The organism is Halolamina salina (assembly GCF_042678005.1).
GTDB lineage: Archaea > Halobacteriota > Halobacteria > Halobacteriales > Haloferacaceae > Halolamina > Halolamina salina.
This window is the reverse complement of the sequence record NZ_JBHUDH010000121.1, coordinates 1-7,793: the sequence shown is the minus strand read 5'-3', so window position 1 is coordinate 7,793 and position 7,793 is coordinate 1. Positions and strand designations below refer to the sequence as shown.

The 7,793-nt window shown below is 69.4% G+C and carries 12 protein-coding genes; 7 read left to right on the top strand and 5 right to left on the bottom strand.

What is annotated here, in order from left to right; translation table 11 throughout:
* The 6 genes from ACFR9S_RS10875 to ACFR9S_RS10850 form a co-directional block, all read left to right on the top strand.
* Positions 1 to 866: oligopeptide/dipeptide ABC transporter ATP-binding protein (locus ACFR9S_RS10875; RefSeq protein WP_379818628.1), on the top strand; the 866-nt coding region annotated here is incomplete at its 5' end.
* 54 nt (positions 867 to 920) lie between these two features.
* Entirely contained in the window at positions 921 to 1,937 is a 1,017-nt protein-coding gene (locus ACFR9S_RS10870; RefSeq protein ID WP_379731893.1) for a 5-methyltetrahydropteroyltriglutamate--homocysteine methyltransferase, read from the top strand.
* Entirely contained in the window at positions 1,937 to 3,016 is a 1,080-nt protein-coding gene (locus ACFR9S_RS10865; RefSeq protein ID WP_379731895.1) for a methionine synthase, read from the top strand. Before ACFR9S_RS10870 ends, ACFR9S_RS10865 begins: the two co-directional genes overlap by 1 nt.
* Before the next feature lie 77 nt (positions 3,017 to 3,093).
* Positions 3,094 to 3,234 carry a hypothetical protein gene (locus ACFR9S_RS10860; RefSeq protein WP_379818626.1) on the top strand — a complete coding sequence of 47 codons (141 nt, stop codon included), beginning with the start codon at positions 3,094 to 3,096 and terminating at the stop codon, positions 3,232 to 3,234.
* 10 nt (positions 3,235 to 3,244) lie between these two features.
* A complete protein-coding gene (locus tag ACFR9S_RS10855) occupies positions 3,245 to 4,957 on the top strand; it encodes a sodium/proline symporter (protein ID WP_379731898.1) in 1,713 nt (570 codons plus the stop codon).
* Positions 4,947 to 5,474: a hypothetical protein gene (locus tag ACFR9S_RS10850; RefSeq protein ID WP_379818624.1), complete on the top strand. Its 528-nt coding sequence runs from the start codon at positions 4,947 to 4,949 to the stop codon at positions 5,472 to 5,474. The genes ACFR9S_RS10855 and ACFR9S_RS10850 overlap by 11 nt, the downstream gene beginning before the upstream one ends.
* On the opposite strand, the gene ACFR9S_RS10845 is transcribed toward ACFR9S_RS10850, so the two are convergent.
* The 5 genes from ACFR9S_RS10845 to rpl7ae form a co-directional block, all read right to left on the bottom strand.
* A complete protein-coding gene (locus ACFR9S_RS10845; protein ID WP_379732487.1) occupies positions 5,475 to 5,756 on the bottom strand; it encodes a hypothetical protein in 282 nt (93 codons plus the stop codon).
* Positions 5,757 to 5,845: 89 nt separating this feature from the next.
* Complete coding sequence (gene ndk / locus ACFR9S_RS10840) at positions 5,846 to 6,310, bottom strand: nucleoside-diphosphate kinase (protein WP_379732486.1); 465 nt, start codon at positions 6,308 to 6,310, stop codon at positions 5,846 to 5,848.
* Positions 6,307 to 6,684: a 50S ribosomal protein L24e gene (locus tag ACFR9S_RS10835; RefSeq protein WP_379818623.1), complete on the bottom strand. Its 378-nt coding sequence runs from the start codon at positions 6,682 to 6,684 to the stop codon at positions 6,307 to 6,309. Before ACFR9S_RS10835 ends, ndk begins: the two co-directional genes overlap by 4 nt.
* Entirely contained in the window at positions 6,684 to 6,911 is a 228-nt protein-coding gene (locus ACFR9S_RS10830; protein ID WP_053947090.1) for a 30S ribosomal protein S28e, read from the bottom strand. The genes ACFR9S_RS10835 and ACFR9S_RS10830 overlap by 1 nt, the downstream gene beginning before the upstream one ends.
* Before the next feature lie 3 nt (positions 6,912 to 6,914).
* Positions 6,915 to 7,277 (bottom strand): 50S ribosomal protein L7Ae, encoded by a 363-nt coding sequence (rpl7ae, locus tag ACFR9S_RS10825; protein ID WP_053947091.1) that lies wholly within the window; start codon positions 7,275 to 7,277, stop codon positions 6,915 to 6,917.
* Between the two features lie 201 nt (positions 7,278 to 7,478).
* Between rpl7ae and ACFR9S_RS10820 the strand changes: the two genes are divergently transcribed.
* On the top strand, positions 7,479 to 7,793 hold a 315-nt coding region (locus tag ACFR9S_RS10820), incomplete at its 3' end, for a tRNA(Met) cytidine acetyltransferase TmcA domain-containing protein (RefSeq protein WP_379818621.1).

Below are 7,793 nucleotides of genomic sequence, written 5' to 3'. Positions count from 1 at the left end.
GGAAGTCGACGCTCGCGGAGACGGTGATCGGCCTCGACGAGCCGACGGCGGGGGAGGTGATCTTCGACGGCGACTCCCTCGCCGGCGGCCCGGACAAGGCGTTCCGCCGCCGGGTACAGATGGTGTTTCAGGACCCGTTCTCGACGCTGAACGAGCGCATGACCGTCGGCCGCATCGTCGCCGAGCCGCTGGTGATCCACGACGAGCGCGAGAACGACCGTGCGGCGTACGTCCGCGACCTGCTCGAGACGGTCGGGCTCGACGGCGACCGCCACTACGACGCGTTCCCCCACGAGCTCTCGGGCGGGCAGCGCCAGCGCGTGGGCATCGCCCGCGCGCTCGCGCTCGACCCCGACCTGCTCGTCCTCGACGAGCCGGTCTCCGCGCTGGACGTGAGCGTTCGGGCCGGAATTCTGGAACTCCTCCGGGACCTGCAGGACGAGCGCGGGCTGACGTATCTGCTGATCAGCCACGACGTGAGCGTCGTCCGGGAGGTGGCCGACCGCGTCGCGGTGATGTACCTCGGGGAGTTCGTCGAACTCGGCGACCTCGGGACCGTCCTCGACGACCCGGCCCACCCCTATACGGAGGCGCTGCTGTCGAGCGTCCCCCGAGTCCGGGCCGAGCCGGAACCGGACGAGCGCATCCGCCTCCCCGGCTCGCCGCCGGACCCCGCCGACCCGCCCGATGGCTGTCGGTTCCACCCGCGGTGTCACCTGCGCGAACGCCTCGACGACGACGCCGCGGCGCGGTGTGTCGCCGAGGATCCGGCGCTCACCGAGCGCGAGTCGGGCGGGGAGCCTCGGCCCGAGAACGGCGACGGCCGGACCGTCGCGTGTCACTTCCGTCCCGACGGGGATAACTGAAAGGCATTTTTCAGAGTAGCAATTATTAAGCTCCTGCATCCGGAACGGCTATCCATGACTGAGCGAGTCGCGACCACGCTGGGGCTGTACCCGCTGCCCGACTGGGCGAAAGACGAGCTCTCGGACCTGAAAGGCCACCAGAAAGGTGACCTCGTCGACGGCGACGAGGGGCCTGGGGTCCGCGAGGCGTACGAGCGCGTCCGCGAGGAACTGATCGAGGATCAGCGCGCGGCCGGCCTCGACCGCATCGTCGAGGGGCAGGGCCGCTGGGACGACTTCCTCGCCCACCCGCTGGCGGTCCACGACGCCGTGGAGACCGGCGGGATCGTGCGCTACTACGACAACAACAACTTCTACCGCGACCCCCGCGTCGTCGACGATCTCGGGGCCAGCGGCGACGTGCCCGCCGAACTCGACACCGCGACGGGACTGCTGAACGAGGACGAGTCCCTCCAAGCGGTCCTCCCCGGCCCCTACACGCTCGCCGAACTCGCGACGGACGAACACTACGGCGACGAGGCCGAGTTCCTCCACGCGATCGCGGAGTTCCTCGCCGGCGAGGTCGAGGCGCTCCCGGCCCACGAGACGCTGTTCCTGCTCGACCCCTCGCTGGTGACCGATCCGCCCGAGGGCGAGGAGAACGAGCGCGTCAGCGACGCGGTCGACGCCGTGGCGGCGGCGACCGACGCCGACGTGGTGCTCCAGAGCTACTGGGACGCCCACGAGGAGAAGACGTACGCCCACCTGATGGACGCCGACGTGGACGCGTTCGGCTTCGACTTCGTCGCCGGCGACCGCGACGCCCACCTGTACAACGTCACCGAGTTCGGCACGAAGGGGTCGATCTCGCTGGGCCTCGTCGACGGGCAGAACACCGCCGTCGAGTCCGCCGATACGGTCGCCGAGCGGATCGACTGGGTGCTCGACCAGATCCCGAGCCAGACGTTCGACACCGTCTACGCCACGCCGAACACCGAACTCGCCTACCTCCCCGTCTCGACGTACCGCGAGAAGCTCTCGGTGCTCGCGGAGGCGGCCGAGATCGCCCCGGAGACGGAGGTGAGCGCCTGATGGCCCGCGACGCCGCCAACCGCGAGCAGTTCCGTCCCGACGACCACGCGCACGACCACTTCCTGCTGACGAGCGTGGTCGGCTCCTACCCCAAGCCGACGTGGCTCAACCGCGCCGACGACCTCGCGGACGATCCGGACTCGTCGTTCGACGAGGACGACCTCGAAGAAGCCCACGACGACGCGGCCCGCCTGATCACCGACGAGCACGAGCGCGCGGGGCTGGACACCGTCGTCGACGGCGAGATGCGCCGCAACGAGATGGTGGAGTTCTTCGCCGAGCGCATCGACGGCTACGAGTTCAACGGGCCTGTGAAGGTGTGGGGCCACAACTACTTCGACAAGCCGAGCGTCGTCGAGGAGGTCAGCTACGACGAGCCGTGGCTGGTCGACGAGTTCGAGTTCACCGACGAGGTCGCCGAGCGCCCGGTCAAGGTGCCGATCACCGGGCCGTATACGCTCGCGAACTGGGCGTTCGACGAGCACTACGGCGACAGCGAGGCGCTGGCCTACGACCTCGCCGAGCTGGTGAACGAGGAGATCGAGAAACTCGTGGACGCGGGCGCCCGCTACATCCAGATCGACGAACCCGCGCTGGCGACGACGCCCGACGACCACGCCATCGTCGGCGGCTGCCTCGAACGCATCGTCGACGGCGTGCCCGACGAGGTGCGCGTGGGGCTGCACGTCTGCTACGGCGACTACTCCCGCATCTACCCCGAACTCAACGAGTTCCCGATCGACGAGGTCGACCTCGAACTCTGTAACGGCGACTACGAGCAGATCGAGACGTTCGCGGACGGCGAGTTCGCGCCCGACCTCGCGCTGGGCGTCGTCGACGCTCACACCGCCGAGGTCGAGAGCGTCGAGCAGATCGAGGAAAACATCCGGCAGGGCCTGAAAGTCGTCCCGCCGGAGAAGCTCACGATATCGCCGGACTGCGGGCTGAAGCTGCTCCCCCGCGAGGCGGCCTACGAGAAGACCGCGAACCTCGTGACCGCGGCCCGGAACGTCGAGGCCGCACTCGACGCCGGCGAGATCGACGTGCCGGCCCGCGACGCCGCCCCCGCCGACGACTGACCCGACCGACACGTCAACGCGCTGCCGTCACGCGATCGGAGCCAAACACATATATCGTTGATCGGCGAAGGACGGGCATGGCAGCGATGAGCACACTCGACTGGCTGGGCGTCGTCGGACCGTACGCGGTCTTCTTCCTGATGTTGATCGTGTACTACGTCTGGGAGGGGCGCCGCGAGCGCGCGATCCGCGAGCGCTACCAGGAGGACCATGCTTAGCGGCGTCCCGATCCAGAGCGGCGGGATCGCCGGCGGCGCGGGGGTCTGGGTGCTCGGCACGTTCGCGTTCTACCTCCTGATCCTCGTCGGTATCGGGCTGTGGGCCTCCCGCTTCATGGACTCCGTCGGCGACTACGTCATCGGCGGCCGGGAGATCGGCCCGGTCGTGACGGGGTTCTCCGAGCGCGCCTCCGAGATGAGCGGCTGGCTCACGCTGGGCGTCCCCGCCGACGCCTACGGCACGGGGATCATGGCCTTTCTCAACGGGCTGGGGATGATCCCCGCCGACCTGTTCGCGTGGGCCGGCATCGCCAAACGGCTCCGGAAGTACACCGAACTCGTCCGCTCGGTGACGCTGCCGACGTTCTTCGAGACGCGGCTGGGCGACGACACCGGGGCGGTGAAAGCCGTCTCCGCGCTCGTTTTGATGCTGTTCGAGGGCGGCTACGTCGGCGCCCAGATCGTTGCCGCCGGCACGCTGCTGCAGGTGCTCACCGGGATCGAGCCGTGGATCGGCATCGTCGCCGGCGGCGTGATCGTCATCGGCTACACGTTCCTCGGCGGCTACTTCGCGGTCGCGTGGTCGGACTACTTCCAGGGCGCGATCATCCTCGCGGCGTTCATCGTCCTCCCGGTGCTCGCCTTCACCGAGATGGGGCTGCCGTTCGAGGCCGTCGCGGCCGCTGCTGGCCCGGCAGCGACCAGCATCACCGCCGGAATGGCCGGCTGGGCCGCCGTCTTCGGCGTCATCAGCTACGCCGCGATCGGGCTGGGCGTCCCCGGCAACCCCCACATCATGGTGCGGTTCATGGGGATCGACCGGGTGCGGAACATCCGGCTGGCCGCGATGGTCGCCCAACTGTTCATGTTCGTCGCGTACGTCGGCGCGGCGCTCGTCGGGCTGTACGCGATCGCGATGTTCGGCGACGGCGCGCTCGCGGATCCCGACAACGCGATGCCGCGGCTCACGCTCGACCTGCTGCCCGGCGTGATCGCGGGGATCGTGCTCGCGGCCGCGCTGGCGGCGATGATGTCCAGCGCCGACTCCCAACTGCTCGTCGCGACCAGCGCGGTCGTCGAGGACGTCTACCACGGCTTCCTCGACCGCGACGCCAGCCAGCAGGAGTTGGTCCGCTACTCCCGCTACGTCACCTTCGGACTCGGCGCCGCCAGCGTGGCGTTCGCGTTCGTCGCACAGAACACGCCGATCTACACGCTCGTCCTCGACTACGCGTGGGGCGGGCTGGGGGCCGCCATCGGCCCCACGGTGATCGCGACGCTGTGGTGGAAACGCGTCACTGCGACGGGGTCGGTCGCCAGCATGATCGTCGGCACGGCGACGATGGTGCTCTGGACTCAGCTCTCGACGGTGCTCGGCTGGGTCGGGATGATGCCGCCGGAGTCCGCCGCGTTCTGGTACGGGCTGGTGACGGTGTACGGGCTGTTCCCGGCGTTCATCCTCTCGACGACCACGCTGATCGTCGTGTCGCTCGCGACCGAGCCGCCCGAAAACGTCGACGAGCACTTCGCCGCGTTCGACAAGCCGCTCTCGGCGATCGTCGCCGGCGAGGACACCGCGGGCTCCTCGGAGTACGTGGCCGACGGCGGGACCACGCTCGACACCGCCGGCGAGGCGACGGACACCTCGCCGAAGGTGCTGACCGAGGGCGACAACGTCCGCGCCCACGTCGTCGCCTCGGGCTACTGGGAGGATGACGACTGACGCGGTGCCGGACGACGAGTCGCTCCCGCCCGCGGACCACCCGCTGGTCGGCGACCGCCACGAGTCGGTCGAACTCCCGGTCATCGAACCCGGGATACCCCGGGAGTCGGTCGAGTCCACGGGTCGGGTCGGCGCAGTCGCGTACCCGTTCCGCGTGTACGAGGCCGAGATCGAGGTCGACCGGCCACTGCTCTCGCCGCGGCGGGACCGCCGGGTGATCAGCGTCGACCGCTCCCGGCGGCTCGCCGTCCGGGCGGACACGGTGCCCGAGGCCGAGGAACGGCGGATCGAGGACGTGCTGGTGCTGCCCGGCGAGCTTTCGCCCGAGCAGGCCGACGAGAAAGCGCGGGAGGCGGCGTTCCAGTGGACGCTGCGGGGGTCGATCCTCGCCGACGCGCCGGATATCGAGTTCGCGCGCGTCGTCGACGCCTACAAGCTGTTCTGGCTGGCCGAGCGCCCCGCTGGTGACGTGATAATCGACAGCGTGCGGGGCGACGAGCGGCCGTTCGACGGCTGATCAGTCGCTCGACTCGATCACGTCGACGACGGGGCCGGCTTCGGCGGCGGCGTCCTCGTCGTCGCTGCCCTCGCTCGGCGTGGGCAGGAACGGCGCGATCAGTGCGGCGACGGCCAGCAGCACCGACGCGTATCGGACGGCGTCAACGTACCAGTCCTCGGGTTCGAGGTCCTCGGGGTTCTCGTAGCCGACCAGCATCGAGCGCGCGCCGATCTCGATCGACTTCTCGGGGAGGGCGGCCCCGGCGACGCCGGAGACGAACGTGATGGCTCTCAGGAGCATACACGGACCGTTCGGTCCCCGGACACGAGGCGTTTGTGGTTCCGGCGCCGCCGCTCGCGGCCGGGAAGAAAGCGGGAGAAGACGAAGCGTTACTCGTAGAGCCAGGCTTCGTCGGGGCGCTCGTAGTCGATCAGCTCCTCCTCGTCGAAGAACAGATCGATCTCGCGCTCGTTCGAGCCGGGGTCCTCGTGGTCCGAGGCGTGGACGACGTTGCGCCCGAGGTCCAGTCCGAGGTCGCCGCGGATCGTGCCCGCGGGCGACTCGGCGGGGTCGGTCTCGCCGACCATCGATCGGACCTGCCGGGTGGCGTCCTGCCCCTCCCAGACCATCGCGAAGACGGGTCCGGAGGTGATGAACTCGACGAGGCCCTCGAAGAAGTCCTTCTCGCGGTGCTCGCCGTAGTGTTCCTCGGCGAGGTCACGCGGGATCTCGATGAACTTCCCGGCGACCAGCTTCAGGCCGCGCTGCTCGAACCGGGAGACGATCTCGCCGATCAGCCCGCGCTTGACGCCGTCGGGCTTGACCATGACGAACGTTCGCTCGCGCTCGCTCATTCCTCGTCCTCCTCGTCGTCGTCAGCCTCGGATTCGGCCTCCGCAGCCTCCTCCTCGGCGTCCGCGTCGGCTTCCTCGGACTCCTCGGATTCGGCCTCCGCAGCCTCCTCCTCGGACTCCGCTTCTTCTTCCGCTTCAGCCTCTTCCTCTTCGACGGCTTCCTCGGGTTCGGTCTCCTCGACCGTCTCCTCGGTGCCGTGGTCGCCGCCCTCCTCGGTCCACTCCAGATCTCGGGGCTCGCGCCCGAGGTCGGCGTTCTTCTCGCACTTCGCCGAGCAGTAGTGGACGACGCTGCCGTTCGTGTGGACGAACATCGTGCCCGTGCCGGGCTCGACGTCGTCGCCACAGTAGTCACAGGTTCGGTTCTGGGGCATCAGGCACCTCCGATGGAGTCGGCGTCACGCTGGGTCTCCCGCAGCTGGAGGATGTCGCCCTCCCGCACGGGACCCAGCACGTTCCGCGTGATGATGCGACCTTGGTTCGAGCCGTCCTGGATGCGGCACTTGACCTGCATCGCCTCGCCGTGCATCCCGGTCTTGCCGACGATCTCGATCACCTCGGCCGGCGTCGATTCCGTGCCGTTCTCCTCTTCTGCGCTCATGGGTTACCGGAGTTCCTCGACCTTCTCGGAGATGTCCTCGACGTCGTCCTCGGCGTCGCCGGCGTCGACGATGCCGGCGGCGGCGCTGCCGACCTCGAGGCCGGCGGCGTGACCCAGGTCGTCCTGAGTCTCGACGAAGACGACCGCGATGCCCTTCTCCTCGGCGAGTTCGGGCAGGTGCATGACGATCTCCTCGGGCTCGACGTCCTCGGCGACGAACACGAGATCCGCGTTCCCGCGCTCGACGGCCTTGGTCGTCTCGTTGGTTCCCTTCTTCACGGTGCCGGTGTCCCGGGCGACCTCGAGCGCGTCGAGCGCGCGGTCGGCGAGGTCGGCGGGGGTCTCGTAGTCGACGTAAACTGGCATTGTTGTAGTACCTCGTCCTGCCTGCGGGCTCGACTGCCCCACCGGAACTGCGTCCCTGACGGTGGGGAGTATCATCAACCCCTGACAGGCTTCGATCCACGATTCGACAGGCCCACGTAAAAGCGTGTTCAAACTGCCGGCACCGTGACAGCGCCCAACACGGGCCGAAACGGGCAAACCGCCGGCGGGCGAACGCCGACCGTGACCCTCGCTTCGCTCGCCGCCGACCTCCGGTCGGAGGCCGACCGCGCCAACGAACGCCGGCTGCTGGTGCTCTCCGGTCCCCCCGACGCGACCCGCCGCGCCGCCGTCGACGCGATCGAAGCCGCCGATCTGCCGATCCCGGACTGCGCCGCCGTCTCGGCCGCCGAGGAGTGGCCGTTCGAGCACGTCGGCCCGCGCCAGTCCCGCGAACTCCTCGGCCGCACGCAGCGGGCGATCGTCCTCGACGGCCACGACGAGTGTTCGCCCAACGCGATCGGTCGCACCGTCGGCGCGGTCGACGGCGGGGGGCTG

Excerpts from the sequence above, each read along its gene's own strand:
- ACFR9S_RS10870 (WP_379731893.1), top strand. The coding sequence starts at position 921 with ATGACTGAGCGAGTCGCGACCACGCTGGGGCTGTACCCGCTGCCCGAC.
- ACFR9S_RS10865 (WP_379731895.1), top strand. The coding sequence starts at position 1,937 with ATGGCCCGCGACGCCGCCAACCGCGAGCAGTTCCGTCCCGACGACCAC.
- ACFR9S_RS10860 (WP_379818626.1), top strand. The coding sequence starts at position 3,094 with ATGGCAGCGATGAGCACACTCGACTGGCTGGGCGTCGTCGGACCGTAC.
- ACFR9S_RS10850 (WP_379818624.1), top strand. The coding sequence starts at position 4,947 with ATGACGACTGACGCGGTGCCGGACGACGAGTCGCTCCCGCCCGCGGAC.
- ACFR9S_RS10845 (WP_379732487.1), bottom strand. The coding sequence starts at position 5,756 with ATGCTCCTGAGAGCCATCACGTTCGTCTCCGGCGTCGCCGGGGCCGCC.
- ndk (WP_379732486.1), bottom strand. The coding sequence starts at position 6,310 with ATGAGCGAGCGCGAGCGAACGTTCGTCATGGTCAAGCCCGACGGCGTC.
- ACFR9S_RS10835 (WP_379818623.1), bottom strand. The coding sequence starts at position 6,684 with ATGCCCCAGAACCGAACCTGTGACTACTGTGGCGACGACGTCGAGCCC.
- ACFR9S_RS10830 (WP_053947090.1), bottom strand. The coding sequence starts at position 6,911 with ATGAGCGCAGAAGAGGAGAACGGCACGGAATCGACGCCGGCCGAGGTG.
- rpl7ae (WP_053947091.1), bottom strand. The coding sequence starts at position 7,277 with ATGCCAGTTTACGTCGACTACGAGACCCCCGCCGACCTCGCCGACCGC.